A 20,458-nucleotide genomic window follows, 5' to 3' on the forward strand; every position below is an offset into this window, starting at 1 on the left:
TTTAATCAGAAACAGTCACCATACCACCAAGACCGACTTTATCTCCTTTCGAGGCTTCAATAATAATATTTAAAGTCTGTTTTTGCGATTTTGGTTTAAACGGTATATCTAGATCTTTACTTTCATCCTCGTTTTTTGTAGCGATCAATTCACTATCGAGCCAGATTTGCGCCTTACCTGTTAGCTTTTTAATTACAATATTTCCTTCTTTACCCTGTTGATTTGAATAAGGAATGAAATTTGTACGATACATTATGTACCCATTATCTTTCATCTCGGTAGGTTGGCCGGGTCTGATTGCCTCCCAACTATTCATGTCATTATCTGCTATTTCAATGGTTGCATCGGGTTTAGATAGAAATACCGGTGAGGCTAACCACTTGTCAAGAACTAAATCAGGAAATACTGTTGCAACAGATGGTATCTGCTCCGATTTATTCACTTTTATCTTTATAGTAAAGGGTTTAACATTCGAAGATTTTCCGGTTAAGATTATTTCACCCGACGAATTCTCATCACTTTGTATGATGACTTGTGCCAAGCCATTGAATAAACTCCGTTTTGTACCTTTCTCGGGTTCATGAGAATTCGGGTTTCCATTTCCTAATCCAATAATTCTTCCTGGTCCACTTATTTCGAACTCAATTGGAATATTAGCTGTCGGCACATGCCTGCCTTTTGTATCTAATACCTCTACTGTAATGGGCATCGCGTCACGGCCGTCTCCATTTAGGGCGCTTCTATCTGCTATTAAATTTAATTGTGAAGGATTCCCTGTTGTTTCTACTTTCGTTCTCGATACTTCTTTCCCTTGCTTATATCCGATAGCTTCAAGTTTTCCTGGTGCATAGGGAACTAGCCATGTATTCATTTCATATTTGTCAGCGATCTGTTCTCCGATCGTTTTTCCGTTCAGTAAGAGTTTCACTTTGTCGGCATTGCTTAATACCATGACTTTAATTTCTTTACCAATACTGTCGACAGGCCAGTTCCAATGAGGTACTAAATGAATAATAGGGCGGTCTTGTATCCATTGTGCCTGATGCAGGTAAAATGCCATTTTAGGAAAACCGCACAAATCCATAATTCCAAAATTAGAACTTGCAGTGGGCCAAGTATAAGGAGTTGGTTCTCCCCTGTAATCGAATCCTGTCCAAATAAAACATCCTGCCAGCCAAGGGCGTTCATTTATATCTTTCCAGCTTTTTCGATGTGTTGTTCCCCAACTAGGATGTTGGGTATCGTACGAATCAAGAAGGCGTTTGTCGGCATCAGTAACATATTCGCCGCGTACCATCGTACCGGATACATCTTCCGAACTTGTAAGGCACATATCCCGGTTTGCTTTTCGGAAGTCATCGTATGCCCATTCCTGATAGTTGAATCCTACAACATCGACTGCCTGAGATACATTGATAGGAGCAAAAAGTCCGCCATTCATTGCAGCCGTCACAGGGCGTGTATTATCGAGTTTTTTCACTTCTGCAGTCATTTTACGAACCATTTCATAGCCGACCTCTGTTCCTTGCATCGGTTCTTCGTTGAATACAGACCACATTATCACACTTGGATGATTGCGGTCTCTACGAATTAGCCATTGTAGTTGTGAAATATATTCGGGTGAAGAGTTGAAGAGGCGGTTTTCGTCCATTACCATTATACCTATGCTATCGCAAGCTTCCAAAAATTCTCTGGCAGGAGGATTGTGCGCACATCGATAGGCGTTTACACCCATCTCTTTAAGTTTGCGCAAACGAAATTCCCATATCGATGAAGGAACAGCCACACCAACTCCGGCATGGTCCTGATGATTACATACACCTTTAATCTTCATTGGTTTATCGTTGAGGTAGAAACCGGTGTCTTTGTCAAATCGCATGGTACGAAATCCACAAGAGGTAATTGTCTCGTCTATAACTACTCCGTTTTGTTTTACTTTGGCATACACTTTATACAAAGTAGGTTCGTCTGTCGACCATAACATCGGATTAGAAACAGGAAGATTCAATTTGGCTATAGCCTGACCGAAAACTTCTACTTGGGTCGTAGTTTGATTTTTGCAAATAAGGTTCCCTTTTTTATCAAGTAAACCAACTTCAACTTCTATCTCTGAATCTTCTTTTCCTGAATTTGCTAATGTTATTTCCGTGGGTATTTCCCAGGTTCCATCAGCTTTTTTTATTGGATTAGCATATAGCCCATCAGTAATTATGTGAACCGGAGATCTTTTAACCAGCCATGTATGGCGATAAATGCCTGCTCCCTCATACCACCATCCTTCTTGTGCTTCTGCATTGACTCGTATTGCAATATTATTTATTTCGTCCCCATATTTTATCAATGGGGTTATATCAACATAAAAAGAAGTATAGCCGCACCAGTTACGATGTATAACAGTGCCATTTACCCATACGGTACAATGAGTTGCAATACCGTCAAATTGGAGTTCTATATTTTTACCCCTATCGGAAGTATCTACTTTGAAATATCGGCGATACCATCCGAATCCACGTTTTCTATAACCTTGTGATAAGTTTTCTGTGGAGTCGAAAGGCATTTCTACTGCCCAATCATGCGGGAGATTTAATGTTCTCCATTCCTTATCATCGAAAGTGGGAGATGCTGCGCCCGATGCTCTTGCGGCTTTTGCATTATTGTAGCTATTGTTGTGCCCTTTAATAACAGGGAAAGGTATATCACCCAAATGAAATTTCCAGCCATTATCAAGAGAGAGGCGCTCTGCTTTTGTACTTGAAGGTTGTTGGCTATAGCTGTTTATCATACAGCCAAGGAAGAGAACGAGTAATGTAATTTTTTTCATGCAACTTATTTGAATTATTGGGTCTATCGAAGACCAATAGGCTTCTATTTATTATTTGAGATTGATTTATTATCGAATCTATTTGAAAGACAATTGATTTTTCAAGGAATGGTTTTTTGATTATCTGATTCAGATAAAAGGTTAAACATTTATTTTCATTAGCTAGTCAGGTATTGATGTAAAGATAATATAATATTTTATTATCGGTACTTAATGTTTGCAACTAAGTTGCAAACTGTAATCCTTACCTTTGTACTAATTAATTAAATATGAGAAAAATGATACATGCAGAAGAACAAGAATCAAACTGTTGCGGATGTAGTCAGAACGATGGTTCGGAACGAACATGGAGGATATATGCTCCTGCCGTGTTGAGCTTTATATTATTACTTATAGGTATTGCTTTTGATAATTATATACAGAATAATTTCTTTACAGGTTATATCCGACTGATATGGTATCTCGTTGCCTATATTCCAGTTGGATTTCCCGTTATAAAAGAAGCTGTGAAAGCAATTATGCAGAAGGACTTCTTTAATGAGTTTTCGTTGATGAGTATTGCTACCCTGGGGGCTTTCTCTATTGGCGAATATCCCGAGGGGGTTGCTGTAATGCTCTTTTATAGCATTGGTGAATTATTTCAGGAATCGGCAGTCAATAAAGCAAAGAACAATATCAAAGCATTATTGGATATCCGACCCGATTCAGCTTCTGTCTTACGCGATGGTCGTTATAAAACCGTATCGCCCGAAAGTGTGGCTATTGGTGAAACGATTCAAGTAAAGGTCGGAGAAAAAGTGCCTTTGGACGGAGTTTTATTATCAGCTCAAAGCACCTTTAATACATCAGCCTTGACAGGTGAAAGTAGGCCTAAAACAATCAGAGAAGCGGAGAACGTTTTAGCGGGTATGGTAAATTTAGATAATGTGATTGAAGTAAAAGTTGAAAAAGAATATTCAGATAGCTCTTTAGCCAAAATTCTTGAAATGGTTCAGGATGCTACATCAAGAAAAGCCAAGACAGAACTGTTGATAAGAAGATTCGCTAAAATATATACTCCGATTGTGTTTCTTTTAGCGTTGCTGATTACTATTGTACCTTACTTCTTAGTCGATGGTTATTTGTTTAAAGATTGGTTGTACCGTGCTTTGGTTTTTCTCGTTATTTCATGCCCTTGTGCCTTGGTCATTTCTATACCTTTAGGATATTTCGGTGGGATAGGGGCAGCATCGCGAAACGGCATTTTGTTTAAAGGTGCAAACTATTTAGACCTTATGACAAAAGTGAATACAGTGGTGATGGACAAAACGGGCACACTCACCAAAGGAGTGTTTAAAGTGCAGAATATAGTTTCTCCAGACTATGACGAACGAACCTTTATGAGCATTGTTGCAGCTTTGGAAAGTCACTCTAATCATCCAATCGCAAAAGCCATTGGCGAATATAGAGGAAAATCAAAGAGAAAGCATGTAGTAGCAAATGTGAAAGAGATTTCCGGCTATGGACTTCAAGGGGAGGTAGATTCTAAAAATGTTTTAGCCGGCAATTCTAAATTGCTGCAAAAATACAATATCGATTATGATAGAAATATTGACACTCTTGTCGAAACGGTTGTAGTGATTGCCATCGATAATAAATATAGCGGATATATTACTGTTGCCGATGAGGAGAAAGAAGATGCTGCTTTAGCTATCAGCGAGATGTATAAAAACGGTATTAAACAGACTGTGATTCTAAGCGGTGACAATATGTCTATAACACAACAGCTGGCCGAAAGGTTAGGTGTTAAATCAGCTTACGGCGATTTATTACCCGAAGATAAAGTAGGGTATATTGAAAATCTGAAAGCAGATAAATCGAATGTTATAGCCTTTGTTGGCGATGGTATTAACGATGCTCCATCTCTAGCGCTTAGCGATATAGGAATAGCTATGGGAGGTATGGGGAGCGATGCTGCTATCGAAGTAGCGGATGTCATCATTCAGACAGATCAACCTTCTAAGATTGTAACCGCTATAAAGATCGCAAAGTACACGAAGCGGATCGTTGTTCAGAATATTATTCTTGCTTTTGTGGTGAAAGCTTTGGTCTTAATACTTGGGGCGGGCGGACTTGCTACAATGTGGGAAGCTGTGTTTGCAGATGTTGGCGTAGCACTGCTTGCTATATTAAATGCGGTACGAATTTTAAATAAGAAGTTTTAAGTTTCCTAGTTTTATATATGGCGTTTATGTGAATAAAAAGGGCTTGGTTCTTAATGGGAGAATCAGGCCTTTTTATCATAATACCTTACTTATGGGATAAAAATACCATGGATATGGTATTTCTCATGCTTTTAAAGATCAATAACTTTGTACAACAAAAATAAACAGTTGGCAGAATTAATCTAAAAGAAAAATGTTTATGAAAATCCTATTCAAAACCCCCGAACGATTGCGGCCTTCTTCTCAGAAGATATTTGCCGCTTTTAAGAAACGCGAAGTTTCCAGTTCTACTATTCCTTCCACAACTACTACTTCTTCTTTCCGCACTATCCTTTCTCCCTTTTCTATGCGAATGTGCTGCTGTCGCATGTACTAATACTGTTTACATCTCCCGATTACATTCAAATTATTCTTTCGTAGTGAAGAGTAATGACTTTTTAGTATTTCAAATATAGCAAAATAGTTAAGCTAGATTGCATTAAAGCAATTGAATAATTAGTCTTTGACTCCAAAATACCTGTACCGGATATATTTATTTTATAATAGAAAAGATGAAAAAGTTAAGATTTATACCCCTATCCATATTACTGTCTTTTGTTTTATCCATATCAGCTCAAGAAAAGCAAAATGATGTTATTTATATTAAAGCCAGTAAATTCACTACCCCATTAATCCAAAAATGGATTGAAGGGTATGCAAAAGAAAACGATAATGTAAAATTGGCATTGGCTGATAAGGAAACTAAAGCCGAAGATATCGATCTCGAATTTGTTACCACCGAATTATCGAACGATGATTTGCATGGGAATCAACAAGTCGTTTATGTCGGTCGTTATGCCCTTTTGCCTATCACTACCCCACAAAATACTCTGATCAGCGAATCGGGTGATAATAGATTCTCCAAAAAAGATATAGAACAACTATTCTTCGAGAAAGACCTATTGGATGAAGCAAATAAAAAAACAAAAGAGAAATACAATGTAACCGTTTATTCGGGCAATAATAAAACATCGGTGTCCCTACTTTTCGCAGAATATTTCGGATATAAGACCACTAATCTGAAAGGGAAGAAAGTATCGGGTGACGACCTTTTTCTATTGAATGCTATTCAAAAAGATAATACAGGAATTACGTTTAATACGCTGAATTATATTTACGATGTTAAGACCCGCCACCTGAAAGAAAATATTGTTTTACTGCCATTGGATATTAAGAAAGAATACCGACAAGCATTAGATGGGGCTGCTATAGATCAGGTGCTGTCTTTACTCGAAAATGAGTCGATAGACCTTATCCCAGTTCAGAATATTGGTTTTGTATATAACACCGAAAATAGTCTTGCACTTAATGGTTTCTTGAAATGGGTATTGTCAGAAGGACAGCAACTTAACCACGACTATGGTTTTTTGAATCCCGATAAAAAGACACTGGTGTCTCAAGCAAAAAAAGTTGAAGACAAACTCCTAACTCTCACCAAATAATAACCTGCTGATAAATCCCAATAAAAAAGAGTAAGTGCTCCCATACCAATTTGCCGTCGGAGAAAGGAGCACTTGATCTAAACATAATTTAGAATATGACAAATATATTGAATTTTTTCAGGAACAATCTGTTGTTCCTGCCGGAGAAGAAACATGTTTATGTTTTTTTAGGACTCTTTCTTTTTTCTTCATTTAGTTTGTATAGCCAGACTTCGATACGAGGTAAGGTGATCGATGAAAGAACAAATACACCTGTGGCAGGAGCGACCGTTGCTCTTAAGTCTACCACCGATGGTGTATTGACTGGTCTGGATGGTGAATTTGTATTCACAACAAACAGGCAGCTTCCTGTTACATTGTCAGTTAATCTTATTGGTTACAGAACACAAGAGATTGATGTATACGATGCCGAAGAACCTATTATAGTAACAATTTCCGAGAATCTGAATATTCTCGATGAAATTGTAGTAGTAGGTTATGGTACTGCCCGCAAATCGACCTATACAGGTTCCATAGCTGTGGTCGGGAGCAAAGATTTAGCAAAATTCCAGATAACGAATGTAACTAATGCCTTGCAAGGTACAGTTCCCGGACTCCAATCTATATCGTCTGCCGGACAGCCGGGTAGCGATGCCACTATCTTTCTGAGAGGGGTGGGCTCGGTAAATGCGTCGAGTAATCCGCTATATGTTGTAGATGGAGTACCTTTTTCGGGAAGTATCAGCTCCATTGCAGCAAACGATATTCAGTCTATTTCCGTATTGAAAGACGCCACTGCAAGCGCTTTATATGGATCACGTGGCGCTAACGGTGTAATTATTATCACAACGAAACAAGGAACATTAAAATCGAAACCTGTGGTTTCTCTTTCAACACTTATCGGATTCACATCACGTGCCGTGAAAGATTACAAAACGTTGGCTACTAACGACTACTTCGAGCTGCAATGGGAAGCCATTCGCAATAATCAACTCGATCAAGGCAGATCGGGTGCTGAGGCGGCAGCTTATGCTTCGGGCGAAGTAGCAAATGCTTTGAAAATTAATCCCTATGGAACTAATTTTCCTAACCCTGTTGGAGCAGATGGCAAAATTGTAGCCGGAGCAACCCCTTTGTGGGATGATAGTTGGGGTGAATCCCTATCTCGTACAGGAGTGCGTCAGCAAATAGACCTTAGTATAAATGGCGGAGGTGATAATTCAAAATATTTTTTCTCCGGAGGATACATTAAAGAAAAAGGCTTTATAATAGGTTCGGATTTTGAGCGTTTCAATGCGCGAACCAATATTACATCGAATGTAAACAAATGGTTAGAAACGGGTTTTGGTTTGGCTGCATCTACAAGTAGTCAAAGTTCTCCACCCCAAACAGACAGTAGTCAAGGTAACTATGCGAACTTCCAGCGTTTGGTAGCCAATATATATCCTGTATTTGAACGCAATGCCGATGGTTCTTACATATTCGACGCCGATGGAAACAAGGTGTATGATTTTGGTAACTATCGTCCGAGTTCTGCCGCAACAGGAAATAATCTGATAGGCTCTTCTAAGTATAATACATATGATAATAAGCAGGATATAGTTTCATTCCGTGCCAGTGCTATTATTACATTCCTTGATGGGTTAAAATTAAGAAACAGTGCAAATGCCGATTATAGCAACCGTTCAACTCATTCGTATACAAATCCGGCATATGGTTCCGGTATCAGTAACGGTGGATCGGTAAGTAAAAGTGCAAACAGGTCTATAGGGTATACAGTAAACAGTTTTATCGATTACACCGCTAAATTTAATGAAACTCACTTTTTCAATATCTTAGCCGGTCCCGAAGTTTACAGCTACAATGTTTCTACATTATCGGGAAGTCGTAGCAATTTCGGTTTCTTGGGAAAAGAAGAACCTGCTGCTGCTTCGTTGCTTAATAGCTTTACAGGTATTGCCGACAATTATAAACTATCTAGTTTCCTTGCTAAAGTTGATTACGATTACCTACATCGTTATTATTTATCTGCCAGTTATCGCCGCGATGGATCGTCACGATTCAGTAAAGAGTCGCGTTGGGGTAATTTCTGGTCGGTAGGTGCTTCTTGGAATGCGAAGAAAGAATCATTTCTGTCGAATGTAAAATGGCTTGACAACTTAGATTTAAGAATAAGTTACGGAGCGCAGGGCAACGACAATCTCGGTACTTATTATGCTTATCAGGATTTATATTCTATCTATAATAGTTTAGGGCAAGCCGGATTGGTTAGTTCCAGACTACCAACACCCAATTTGAAATGGGAGACTAACTTAAACTTGAATTTCGGTCTTGATTTTGCAGCTTTCAATAACCGACTTATTACCTCTATTGATGTTTTCGAAAGAAAATCACGAGACTTGTTGTTTAGCCGACCATTAGCGCCCTCACTGGGATTTGGAGAAATAGATGCCAACATTGGGGCTCTTCGCAACAGAGGTATTGAAGCTCAGATAATAGTAGTACCTGTCATAAATAAAGATTTGAAATGGGATGTAAACTTCAATATTGCCCATTTCAAAAATAAAATAACAGAACTGCCTCAAAAAGAAATTATATCGGGATCTATCGGTCAATTAGGTTCAACTAAGAAAATGACTGTTGGTGGATCGGTTTACGATTTCTTTATCAGAGAATGGGCAGGAGTAGACCCTGCAAATGGTGATCCGTTGTGGTACAAAAACGAATATACCACGGATGGCAATGGAAATAAAAGTATTACGGGTCGTACCACTACAAATGTATATGCCGATGCTGACCAGTATTTTCAAGGAAGTTCTCTGCCCGATGTATATGGAGGTGTGACCAATACCGTGCGATACAAGAATTTTGAATTGTCATTTCTTATTTCGTATAGTATAGGAGGTAAAGTGCTGGATTTGGATGAGGTGATGATTGCCCATACCGGTAATAATCTTGGGCGTACATGGACAGAGGAAGCTCTTAATCGTTGGACTCCCGAAAATACACAGACCAACTATCCTCGTTTGACAACAACTACAACCAATTGGAACTCTATTTCGTCCCGTTTCTTATACGATGCTTCTTATGCACGTTTGAAGAATATAAATTTCGTCTACTCTCTACCTAACTCGATATTATCACAATTGAGATTGAAAGATGTGAGGCTGCGGGTAAATGGAGAGAATCTCTTAACATGGTTCGGTCATAAAGGAATGGATCCGGAGCAATCTGTCGATGGTGTAACATATTACCGATATCCGGCACAGAAATCATTCTCATTTGGTTTAGATATAACATTTTAAAAAAGAACAGTCATGAAATCGAAAATAATTATATACCTCGTTTTTATCTCTTTATTTACGCTCAATTCTTGTAGTGATGGGTTCTTTGAAACCTCGCCTTCGGACGATCTGACAGGTGATGAAACATACTCGACTGTCTCGAATGTAGATGCTGTTGTAAACGGCACATTACGCTATCTGATGGAAAGTGCCACATCGCAGGATAACCCCGGATATGCGGCCATTATGCTGACTCAGGAAGTGATGGGCGATGATGCCATTGCTCGTGATGGAGTCTATGGGTTCAGAGATTCTTATCCATATAGAGATCCGTATGATAATACCACGCGTAGAGCTTTGTTTTTCTGGACGCTACAATATAAAGTGATTGACAACTGTAACAATATTATTGCAAAAGTAGATGCTGCAAAAGGCGAAGAGGATCAGAAAAAATATATAAAGGGACAGGCTTATGCTTTGCGTGCATTTGTGTATTTAAATTTGGTTCGTCAATATCAGTTTACGTATGCTAAAGATAAAGCAGCTAAAGCTGTACCTATCTACACAGAACCTACTGTTCCAAGTTCGGTATCTAAATCGAGAGCATCTGTCGAAGATGTCTATAACCGTGTGATCGATGATCTTACAGAAGCTGAAAAATTATTGACAGGCTTTAAACGTTCGGTAAAGAACCGTCCCGATATAAACGTAGTCAACGGACTGTTTGCCCGCACCTATCTTACGATGGAAAACTGGACTTTGGCCGCTCAATATGCCGCTAAAGCAAGAACGGGATATCCGATTATGCAGGCAGCACAATACCTTCAAGGATTTAACGATGTGAGCAATGTGGAATGGATATGGGGACACCCTCAAACAGCCGATCAGAATTTAGGCGGAGCATCTTATTTTGCTTATCTCGATGTGACACCTAGTACAGGGTATCGCAGCATTATGCCCGATCCGTATTTCTATAACTTGTTCGATAAAAAGAACGATATCAGAGCTTCACTTTTCGAAGCAGTAACCAATAGTTCAGATCCATTGTTTCGCTGGTTGAAATATAAGAAATTTGTAAATAAATCCGATAAATCGGCACATATCGTATTAATGCGTTCTTCTGAAATGGCTCTTATCGAAGCAGAAAGTAAAGCTCGCAACCACGATCTGAATGGTGCTGTAACGACATTGAATGAGATACGTCAGAATAGAAACCTGTCAGCATTAACTACTGCCAGTTTGAATGAAAACCAATTGATCGAAGAAATCCTACTCGAAAGACGTCGTGAGCTTTGGGGTGAAGGTTTCCGCTTACAAGATATTCTGCGCCTTCAACGTGCTCCTCTAAGGAACGAATCTACGGAGACATACGATACAGGAAACGGCACTATCGTATTAAGAGGGCATTATGTATGGACTTTTCCTAACAAAACAGAATTGGTTCCTAATAGTCCTTACTATCTTTTCTCAATACCTGTGACCGAGATTAATAACAATCCGAATTTAAATAATTAATATAATGAGAAAGTATATATTATCAGCAATCATATTTTCTTTAGCATTAGCATCGTGCGGAGAAAAAACAAAAAGTGGGTTGACAATTAGTGGTGTAGTAGAGAACATTCCTTCGGGAACAGTCTACTTGCAGAAGTTTAATAATAAGATGTATCATGTAATTGATTCGGCTAAAATCGAAAACGGGCAATTCAGTTTTTCTAAAGAGGTAGCGTTACCCGAGATCTATGCCCTATCACTTGATACCATTAAAAGTTCGTTACTATTATTCCTTGATAATAATCCGGTGACAATCAAATTAGATTCATCGTCATATTATCGTAATAGTACAGTAACCGGGTCAGAGTTACAAGATTTGTTCGTTGCATATAAGGCACAAAAAGGCGTTGAAATCTCTGATTTTATCAAGCAAAATCCAAAATCTTTAGTCTCTGCTTATGTTCTGTATCGTGATTTTTCATATAGGTTATCTCCCGAAGAAATCAAATCAAATATCGCTTTGCTCGATTCTTCTCTATGGAATACTCCTTATGTAAAAACGCTTGAAGACCTAACCAAAACACTTGAAATAGTGTCCGTAGGAAAGGCGGCTCCTGATTTTACAGCGAATAATACGGAAGGTAATCCCATAAAATTCTCCGATCAATTGGGTAAAGGTTATGTTCTGCTCGATTTCTGGGCATCATGGTGTGGTCCTTGTCGCAGAGAAAATCCAAATCTGGTAAAGGTGTATGATAAATACAAAGATAAAGGCTTCAATATTTTTGCCGTTTCGCTGGATAAGGATAAAAATGGGTGGCTGAAAGCTATTGAGAAAGATAATCTTACATGGACTCATGTTTCCGATCTTTTGTTTTGGGATAGTCAGCCTGCTAAATTATATGGAGTAAGAGCTATACCTGCTAATTTCTTAATTGACAAAGATGGAGTGATCGTTGCCAAAAACCTTAGAGGTGAAGAATTGGATAAAGTATTAAACGAATTTTTGACATCAAAAGAAAAGCTATAATTAATGATTTATTTTCTCTCCGTCATGCTTAGGAACGAAAGTTCGCCATAACTTCTCGAAGATAGAAGCTAAGAGGGGCTTTGCGAAATAATTATGTACAATTAGCTAATCTCTTTATCTCTGTCATCCCGAACTGAAAGGAGCGATCTATTATCCTATAGCAAAGAGAAGTCGAGATCCCTCCTTTCAGTTCGGGATGACAAGAATCCCTTTTTAGATTTTTCCTTTAAGGAGGCTGCGAGGGGTTAATCTATCGGAATGACAGGTTCTTCTAAAAGATTTTATTAGTTATTTTTCTCTTGTATTGAACTCAAATTAAATTACTTAAATATAAATATACTAACGATGAAAAGAATATTATTTATATGTGTCTTGACAATCTTATGTCATAATATATATGCCCAAAAGAAGGATAAAAAGAATCCGTTAAATAATGCTGCCGTTGAATACTTAAACAATTCATTCGCTGTTTATGACAAGTTGCAGAAGACTATATGGGCTAATCCCGAATTAGGATTTTTAGAAACAAACAGCTCGGCTCTTTTGCAAAAACATTTGCAAGAAAACGGCTTTAAAGTAGAGGCAGGAGTGGCTGGTATGCCGACCGCTTTTGTAGCAAGCTATGGTTCGGGTAGCCCTGTAATAGCTGTACTGGCTGAATATGACGCACTTCCCGGATTGTCGCAAGATACAGTTCCATACCGCAAACCATTGATAGAAGGCGGTAGTGGTCATGGTTGCGGACATAATACCTTCGGAGTAGGCGCAGTAGCCGGAGCAATTGCCATCAAACAATGGCTCACCGCAAATAATCATGTGGGAACGATTAAGGTGTACGGAACACCGGCCGAAGAAGGTGGCGGTGGCAAGGTGTATCTTGTTCGTGATGGTTTATTTAATGGAGTAGATGTTGTGCTGGACTGGCATCCGGGTACAGGTAATCAGGTAACAACCGATACAGGCACAGCTATATTGATGGTCGATTATAGTTTCTTCGGAATAGCATCTCATGCAGGAGGTAGCCCCGATAAGGGACGTTCGGCTCTCGATGGTGTCGAATCAATGAATTATATGGTTAATATGCTTCGCGAACATGTTCCTATTTCATCGCGTATTCACTATGTGATAGCAAATGGAGGCGAGGCACCGAATGTTGTACCCGACTATGCAAAGGTATCTTACTATATCCGCAGTCCTAAAAGAGAAATCCTGAAAGACCTTGTAGAGTGGGTAGGACAGGCATCAGAAGGTGCGGCCTTAGGTACTCAAACCAAAGTAAAGTCTGAAATTATATCAGGGTTTTACGAAAAATTGAATAACCGTAAACTAGCGGAATTGGTTCAGAAAAATCTTGAAATAGTAGGAGGGGTTCATTACGATGCACGCGAAAGAGCTTTTGCAGAAGAGATTGTAAAAGGTCTTAATAAAGATATTGCCACATTGAAGCAGGCAGAAACTGTAAAACCGCTCGAAAACGAAAAGCCTTCTCTCGGCGGTGGTTCTTCCGATGTGGGCGATGTAAGTTGGGTAGTTCCTACTGTTACATTCAATACGGCAACGTTTGTTCCGGGCAGTTCGGGTCATAGCTGGCAGAATGTGGCTTCGGGTGGTTCTACTATCGGAACGAAATCACTGATCAATACAGCTAAAGTATTTTCTCTTTCGGCAATAGATCTTTATACCGATCCACAACTTTTAAAAGATATAAAAGATGAATTTGGAAAGAGGAGAGGACCCGATTTCGAATATACTCTTTTGTTGGGAGACAGAGCCCCTGCGTTAGATTATCGTGTGAAGAAATAAATCATATTAGATTCTAAAGGACAGAATGTCAATTGTTCTGAACTTTATCTATACAGAGTAAGTTATATGATTGAAGGAGATAAAACAGAAGAAGGTTACAATTAAAAAGAGGATAAAAAATGTCACTTTTGTTACCTTTTAACAATTAATTAAAATAGAAAGATGGGATTATTCTCAACAAAAGCGGTAAGTGTTTTGCAGGCTGAAGCAAATGAAGTCGGTGCACATACATTGAAGAAAGTATTCGGTCCATACCGTTTGATAGCCTTAGGCTTAGGTGCCATTATAGGTGCCGGACTATTTTCGATAACAGGAAATGCTGCTGCCGATTATGCTGGTCCTGCCATTACATTATCGTTTATCATAGCTGCGGCTGGCTGCTGCTTTGCCGGGCTATGCTATGCTGAATTTGCTTCTATGATTCCTGTTGCAGGGAGTGCATATACCTATTCTTATGCAACTATGGGTGAATTTGTTGCTTGGATTATCGGTTGGGATTTGGTTCTTGAATATGCAGTCGCATCGGCTACGGTTAGTATCAGTTGGAGTAGGTATGTAGTCAAATTACTCGAAGGATTCGATGTTTATCTTCCTGTCGAACTCACGGCTTGTCCGTGGGATGGAGGCATAATTAATCTTCCGGCAGCGGTAATAATTATATTAATGAGTTTATTACTAATACGTGGTACAGGTAACAGTTCTCTTGTGAATACAATAATTGTTGCATTGAAAATAGCTGTTGTTCTAGTTTTTATCATTCTAGGATGGAAATTTATCAACACAGATAATTATGTTCCTTTTATACCGGAGAATACAGGTACATTCGGCGAATATGGTTTTAGTGGTATAATCAGAGCGGCAGCGGTCGTATTCTTCGCTTTCATCGGTTTTGATGCCGTAAGTACTGCTGCGCAGGAAACCAAGAATCCGAAACGGAATATGCCGATTGGAATATTAGGCTCTTTAGCTATTTGTAGTGTCTTATATGTTCTTTTCGCTCATGTTATGACGGGAGTTACTCCTTATACATCTTTCAAAGGGCACGATGGTATTGCACCCGTTGCGGTAGCGATAGAGAATATGGGTATAATGGGTGCAGACGGAGTTATTCAACCGGCCTATCCTTGGTTGAATAAAGCTATTATACTCGCTATATTGGCAGGTTATTCATCTGTTATTCTTGTTATGTTATTGGGGCAAAGCCGTGTTTTCTATAGTATGAGTAAGGACGGTTTGTTGCCTAAAGTCTTTTCAGGAGTACACAGTAAATTCAAAACACCATACAAGAGTAATTTGCTCTTTCTTATAGTAGTGAGTGTGTTTGTCCTTTTCGTTCCGGCTAGGGTTGCAGGCGAATTAACTAGTATAGGTACACTGTTTGCATTCATAATTGTATGTGCCGGGATATTGATTATGCGAAGAAAAATGCCTGACTTACCCCGAGCTTTTAAAGTGCCATGGGTTCCCCTTATACCTATTCTGGGTATTGCTACATGCTTGTTTATGATGGTGTTTCTACCATTTGATACTTGGATCAGATTGATTATATGGATGCTCCTCGGATTAGATATTTATATTCGTTATGGTCTGAAAAATAGCAAATTACAGCAGCAGGGAAAAGGTGCGACAGATAAAGAAAAAACTACACTGTATCTGATTACTATTGGTATTGCGATTCTTTTGGGTAGTATTGCTTTCATACACCAATTGATCGAAGGTTGGGATAATGGAATAGCGTTGTTTATATTATCGTTATCGCTTGCTGTTGTTCATGTTGTCGGATACGGAGTTTTGGTTATTAGGAATAGGTAGTAATTGTTTAGTTTATTTTAAAAGGAAAGGGTCGCCAATGTTGACGACCCTTTGTATTTTGTTATTCTAATAAAAGATTGATTTCACCACTTATTATAATGAATCTTCTTCTCATCGTACTTGTCTTTCACGGTCTGTTGACCTTTAGGATAACCAATAGGGATAACTACCAATGGAAGTATATTTGCAGGTAGTTCCGTTGCGTTAATAACTATTTCCATTCTATCGGCGTAAGGATATGCTGCCGTCCATACAGCACCCAGATCCAGAGCTTCGGCAGCCAATAATATATTTTCTGTCGCTGCTGAACAGTCCAGATACCAATACGAGGAACGTACAGAGTCTCCACATACCACAATAGCCATGGGTACATTGGCGAGCATTTTAGCCGTAGGCAATTCAGCAGCCATTTTATCGAGGGTTTCACGGTCGTTGATTACTAAAAATTCCCACGGGCGGGTGTCTTTTCCTGAGGGAGCTGACATGGCGGCTTTTAGGATGGCATCTATATCTTCTTTACTTACAGGTCTCTCTTTAATGAAGTCGCGTACACTTTTCCTGTTATATATAACTGAAAGTGCTGCGTCCTTACGTGATACTTCTTCCGAACCTTTGTCTTGTGTACAGGATAACAAGCTAATAGTGGCTATTAATACACAGGCTAATTGGCAAATCTTAACTCTATTCTTCATACATGGTTCTATTATACTGATTTTTCAAAGATAGAGAAAGATATTTGAACTTACATTATCTCTTTCCTCCAAAAGGGACTGATAAGCCCAACTGAAGGCTTAAGGCTCTGCTCGATGTTGGTAGAAATTGGGGCGAAATATGAATTAAAGTGTAGTCGCTGGCTAAGAAAAAGTTAATTCCCCGGGATGGGGCTAAGTGTACGGCTAAGCCGAACGTTTTGAATTGGCTGTGGGCAAAAGAGTAGCTTAAGCTTGTTGCAAGCCATGATTTAGGCATGTAATTTGCAGATAGAGTAAATTCGTTTGTTGTAAAATATTTTCCGAATCGAGTTGAATATAGAAAACCTGTTGTCATTTTATTTTTCCATACTTCATATTCCAGTCCTACAATCATATTTGCTCGCAGGGTTGTTGTATAACCGCTTTCTGTCGCGTCTTCGTGCAGGTTGATCGCTTGTTTTATGTCATCCACTGCATTGTCGAATATATCGGTTATCGATGTGCTTCCATCAGTGTGTATGGTATAATCATTCGGTGATATAGTTACTGCCGTTTGTTGGGAACTTAATTGCACAACATTTTTTTTTGTCCATGAAATAAAACCTATATCGTTTAAGGCATAAGATACTCTTAGACTTCGTAGAAAATTGACAGGCGAATCTTTAAAATCATATACACCCCCTATATCTAAGCCGAGTCCATATCCCGGAATACTAAAACTACCAAAATCGAATCCGTCAAAATTATTTCTATCGGGGTCATAATCGCTTTGCGAGTATCGGGTAGTTATACCGGGACCTGCACCTTTCAATATCACTTGCGATTTGGCAGTCCAAAACTCTCTCCCCGCAGTTATATTTAAGCTTTTAGCATCTAAATCAGCGTAAGAAATCCCAAGAAGAAATTTGGCTCGTGCACCTATTGTGAGACTGTTATTTAGAAATGTACGCGAATTAGTTAAACCTATTTCGGCAAATGCACTTTGAGTAAGACTTATCTTAGAGAGATCGTGTGTGACTGTTTCCGTTTCATTAAATCCTACTTTCAATAGTTCAAATAACGATTTAGGCACATTTGCATCGGCATAAGTTCTTAGCCCAAAATTGAAATTCCAGTACGAATCACCTTTGAACAGCCCTACAGAGAATATATCAAGAGCGGCATTTCCTGTTATATAATTATCATCCTCAATATTGGCTAAAGCTCTGGCTTCAGAAACCTGAGGGTGCATAAATGTAACAAGTTCTCCGTTCAACGGGAATGTCAGATTGCTTAAGTTTAATGTGTTAGTATTAATTTCGGTATGGATATTCGACAGGAATGGCACACCAATATATGATTGGTCTGGCCTGAGGGCAGGATTGAGGCTAGTCCGTGCATAAGAGGTCTTCATGAAATATGAAGAACGGGAAGACTGTGCAAATCCATCTAAAGACAGAACACAGGCTATTATAACAATGGTAAAACCGTTAATAATATAATGTAATTTCATTCTGTTTGTTGGGCATTATATTAAAGTTCAAGTTGTAAACCTCCGGCAAAAAGAGTGACTTGTCTTAAATAGATATAGTCTTGCCGTGTAAAATTAATAGCTGCGACTCTTATCCCAAATATGAATTGCAAGTCGCGTGCATCCTTCATATATTTCATATATTCGGGTCCTATCCTGATTTCAAAATTCTGATTCATTGCAGATACCAGTCTTTGCGGAGGTATTTTGACAAATTCGTTTCTTGTCTTGTCTGCATTTATGATGTTTAGTATAACCTCTATTTCTAAACCTGACTCCTGAGGCATAACCATTGCATCTACTTTGGCGGAGAACACCACACCGCTCGAACCTTCATAAAAGAATCTCGAAATAGTAGAATTACTGAATAGTCCCCTGACAGTATCGCTTAAAGCAACTCTTGCCCCGATAACTATTTCGGGTGGAATTGATGGCAAGAAGTTTATATGAAATGTGTCCAGACCGCCGAGAGGAACGGGCGGAATATTAAGTTCTATATTAGTATTTAAATTGTCAGAATCGTATTCTTCTTCTACACATGATTGTATAGAAAGCAATAAAATAAATATTCCGACTATATAGTAAATATTCCTTTTCATATATCTGATTCCTTATTCTTTACGATGGGCTGTGTTGATTTTGATATAAAATTACTTATAAATCTCTAATAAATATTGTTTTATAAGCTTTTCTAATAAATGTGACAATTTCATCATCATTTTATTAATAACAATCTCATTTAGTAAATAGTTGTTAATCGTGTTATTCTTTATTTGTATCCTGATAATAGTTTGTGATGAGAAGGTCTTTTTAGATGGAGGTAGAAATACTATATAAAGGGTCAGTTTGTCTTAGTTTATGTATTAAGTAAAAAAGAGGGTATGTCATAAGTAAATTTTCGTACGATTCTGTCATTCTGAACGGAGAGAAGGATCTCTTATGGAAAGCTGGGATTCTTCTCTTCGTTCAGAATGACAAAAGAGTGTAACACTTTTACAGTGTATTTTTATTTATGACACACTCTTTTTTTTATTGTTTATATTTTTACAATCATCTTACCGGTATTAGAGCCATCAAACAGACCAAGGAAGGCTTTTGGCAATTGATCGAAACCTTCTATTGTTGTTTCTGTATATTTTAATTTACCTTCTTTTACCCATTGCACCAATTGTGCAATTCCTTCAGGAAAACGTGTTTGATAATCACTCACAATAAATCCCTTAATTAAAGCACTCGTTTTGAGTATACTTGTTAGGATACGTGGTCCCATCGGAATGGATGTTTCATTATATAATGATATTTGTCCGCAAAGAGCCATACGGGCATACTTATTGAAATGAGCGATTACGGCATCGGTAATATCTCCACCCACATTATCGTAATAGCAGTCTACCCCCGATGGGCAAGCTTTTTCGATGACGGAAAATATATCGGATGTTTTATAATTAATCACCTCATCATATCCGAATTTCTCTTTCAGTAGTTTTGCTTTATCATCAGAGCCTGCTATTCCAATTACTCTGCATCCTTTTATTTTGGCAATTTGTCCCACTATAGTACCTACGGCGCCTGCTGCACCGGATACGACAACAGTTTCCCCCTGTTGAGGATTACATATATCTGTCAGGCCAAAGTAGGCTGTCAGGCCGGGCATACCAACTATTCCTAAATAATAACTTTCAGGAATACTGTCGTCTATTTTTTGGAGTCCATCGGTTTTTTGAATAGAATAAGTTGCCCATGGAAGCATTCCCAATACTTTATCTCCCTTCTTGAATTTCGAACTCTTGCTTTCTTCTACTACTGCAACAACTCCACCTGCTATCGGCTGATTTATTTCGAATGGTGGTACATACGATTTTGCATCACTCATCCGTCCTCTCATATAAGGATCGACAGAGATATAAAGTGGTTTTAGTAATACTTCTTCAGCTTGAATAGCTGGTAATTCGATTTCTTTGAATCGGAAATTTTCATTGGTTGGTAATCCTTGTGGGCGACTAGCTAGTTCTATTTGCTTTACTTTCATTATATCTGTTATTTTATTATTTGTTTGTATTAGTTTTAACAAGTAACTAATATCAGATGTTCCGAATTTATCTATTGTTAGCGTTGTACTATCTTGAAATAAAAACAGATGTTAAAATTAATATTGTATTGATCTGTAATTTTTATAAGAAAGAATACAGACTCTTGTTTACAAGGATTATTCTATTCGATTATTTGATTTTAAGAAATCAGTCGGACTTTTTTTATAGAACTCTTTAAAACATTTTGTAAAATAAGATGCCGATGAAAATCCCGATCTGTATGCAATATCGGATATAGGAATTCCTGCTGAGATCATT

14 protein-coding genes are annotated in these 20,458 nt (G+C 38.4%); 7 read left to right on the forward strand and 7 right to left on the reverse strand.

The annotated features are described in order from the left end of the window. Nucleotide 1: 1 nt before the first annotated feature. A complete protein-coding gene (gene galA / locus G7Y56_RS14095; RefSeq protein WP_255498763.1) occupies nt 2-2,821 on the reverse strand; it encodes a beta-galactosidase GalA in 2,820 nt (939 codons plus the stop codon). A gap of 269 nt (nt 2,822-3,090) precedes the next feature. On the opposite strand from galA, the gene G7Y56_RS14100 reads away from it, so the two are divergent. Then, the gene (locus tag G7Y56_RS14100) at nt 3,091-5,025 is read left to right on the forward strand and encodes a heavy metal translocating P-type ATPase (protein WP_255498764.1); all 1,935 of its coding nucleotides are present in this window, start codon (nt 3,091-3,093) and stop codon (nt 5,023-5,025) included. 243 nt (nt 5,026-5,268) lie between these two features. Here the strand turns inward: G7Y56_RS14100 and G7Y56_RS18660 are convergent, their stop codons facing one another. Then, nucleotides 5,269-5,394, reverse strand: coding sequence for a hypothetical protein (locus G7Y56_RS18660; protein ID WP_255498765.1), 126 nt, complete (start codon nt 5,392-5,394; stop codon nt 5,269-5,271). A 182-nt stretch (nt 5,395-5,576) separates the two neighbouring features. On the opposite strand from G7Y56_RS18660, the gene G7Y56_RS14105 reads away from it, so the two are divergent. The 6 genes from G7Y56_RS14105 (at nt 5,577) to G7Y56_RS14130 (ending at nt 15,908) form a co-directional block, all read left to right on the forward strand. Continuing rightward, entirely contained in the window at nt 5,577-6,506 is a 930-nt protein-coding gene (locus G7Y56_RS14105; RefSeq protein ID WP_165044406.1) for a hypothetical protein, read from the forward strand. 95 nt (nt 6,507-6,601) lie between these two features. Further along, nucleotides 6,602-9,790, forward strand: a complete 3,189-nt coding sequence (locus G7Y56_RS14110; RefSeq protein WP_165044408.1) for a TonB-dependent receptor — start codon at nt 6,602-6,604, stop codon at nt 9,788-9,790. Between the two features lie 12 nt (nt 9,791-9,802). Next, nucleotides 9,803-11,284, forward strand: coding sequence for a RagB/SusD family nutrient uptake outer membrane protein (locus tag G7Y56_RS14115; RefSeq protein ID WP_165044410.1), 1,482 nt, complete (start codon nt 9,803-9,805; stop codon nt 11,282-11,284). Nucleotides 11,285-11,288: 4 nt separating this feature from the next. Further along, a complete protein-coding gene (locus tag G7Y56_RS14120; RefSeq protein ID WP_165044412.1) occupies nt 11,289-12,293 on the forward strand; it encodes a TlpA disulfide reductase family protein in 1,005 nt (334 codons plus the stop codon). A gap of 345 nt (nt 12,294-12,638) precedes the next feature. Then, complete coding sequence (locus G7Y56_RS14125; protein WP_165044414.1) at nt 12,639-14,096, forward strand: amidohydrolase; 1,458 nt, start codon at nt 12,639-12,641, stop codon at nt 14,094-14,096. A gap of 162 nt (nt 14,097-14,258) precedes the next feature. Further along, nucleotides 14,259-15,908, forward strand: a complete 1,650-nt coding sequence (locus G7Y56_RS14130) for an amino acid permease (protein ID WP_165044415.1) — start codon at nt 14,259-14,261, stop codon at nt 15,906-15,908. An 83-nt stretch (nt 15,909-15,991) separates the two neighbouring features. Here the strand turns inward: G7Y56_RS14130 and G7Y56_RS14135 are convergent, their stop codons facing one another. The 5 genes from G7Y56_RS14135 to G7Y56_RS14155 form a co-directional block, all read right to left on the reverse strand. Continuing rightward, nucleotides 15,992-16,600, reverse strand: a complete 609-nt coding sequence (locus tag G7Y56_RS14135) for a nitroreductase family protein (protein ID WP_165044417.1) — start codon at nt 16,598-16,600, stop codon at nt 15,992-15,994. A gap of 55 nt (nt 16,601-16,655) precedes the next feature. Next, complete coding sequence (locus G7Y56_RS14140; RefSeq protein WP_165044419.1) at nt 16,656-18,092, reverse strand: DUF5723 family protein; 1,437 nt, start codon at nt 18,090-18,092, stop codon at nt 16,656-16,658. Between the two features lie 20 nt (nt 18,093-18,112). Next, complete coding sequence (locus G7Y56_RS14145) at nt 18,113-18,709, reverse strand: hypothetical protein (RefSeq protein ID WP_165026505.1); 597 nt, start codon at nt 18,707-18,709, stop codon at nt 18,113-18,115. 437 nt (nt 18,710-19,146) lie between these two features. Next, complete coding sequence (locus G7Y56_RS14150; RefSeq protein ID WP_165044421.1) at nt 19,147-20,139, reverse strand: NADP-dependent oxidoreductase; 993 nt, start codon at nt 20,137-20,139, stop codon at nt 19,147-19,149. A gap of 177 nt (nt 20,140-20,316) precedes the next feature. After that, nucleotides 20,317-20,454, reverse strand: coding sequence for a helix-turn-helix domain-containing protein (locus G7Y56_RS14155; protein ID WP_370457698.1), 138 nt, complete (start codon nt 20,452-20,454; stop codon nt 20,317-20,319). Between the last annotated feature and the right edge of the window lie 4 nt (nt 20,455-20,458).

Source organism: Dysgonomonas sp. ZJ709 (assembly GCF_011039195.1).
GTDB lineage: Bacteria > Bacteroidota > Bacteroidia > Bacteroidales > Dysgonomonadaceae > Dysgonomonas.